Annotated in this window: 1 protein-coding gene; it reads left to right on the top strand. The window is 52.1% G+C overall.

Annotation, left to right across the window (positions count from 1 at the left end):
- Nucleotides 1-674 (top strand): hypothetical protein (locus AC1RP1_RS07660; protein ID WP_481762667.1); only part of this gene is annotated, 674 nt, incomplete at both ends.

Genomic DNA, 674 nt, shown 5'->3' with positions numbered 1-674 from the left:
TCTCAGATGTACTATCTGCTGAAACGCGGGGAACTCGCAGGTAAGATAAGCCAGTATGCAGCCTCGAAGGACGCCACCCTCTTGATTGATGTGTCCGATCAGCTCATTCGTGCGGATCGCATTGAACGCATCCGCGATGCGCGGCTTGCGTGCGCCACTATGACCTATATCTTCGAAGAGGAATCGTTGACGAAGGCTCATATCAATCAAGGCATCGTGATTCCTTATATGCCGACGTGGCGTCGAGACGAAGTGAACGAAACTTATACGAAGCTTCGCGATCAGGAACCCGGCGCAATCAAAAACGAATCGTACAAAAAGTTTCTGGCGCGCGCCCGGAACCCGGCCTTTGAGATGACGAGCGCCGCGATTCCGCGCTATCAGCTCATCTCCGATTTGAAGCCCTCAAAATATTCGGTTATCCGCTACATGTCGAAGGCAGCTACTGCGCTTCAATCAAAATGGCTGGAGACACAGGCTATGGAAGCAGAGCCTCTACTTCTGTGCATCAATTCTAAGGATAGCTCTGATTCACACAGTGGCCTATGGGAAAAGGAAAATTTGGACAAGCTTCTTGGGGATTCTGTAATCCGCGTGCCTGTCGTCAGTCAGGGCCTCAACGAATGGCGGCGCGACCATACGGCAGCATTCCTTGCGACCTTGAAGTTGACGCC

This window comes from Dellaglioa sp. CoH-56-MRSF-13 (assembly GCF_056782095.1).
The sequence above is the reverse complement of the archived record's forward strand: the minus strand, read 5'-3'. Positions and strand labels throughout refer to the sequence as shown.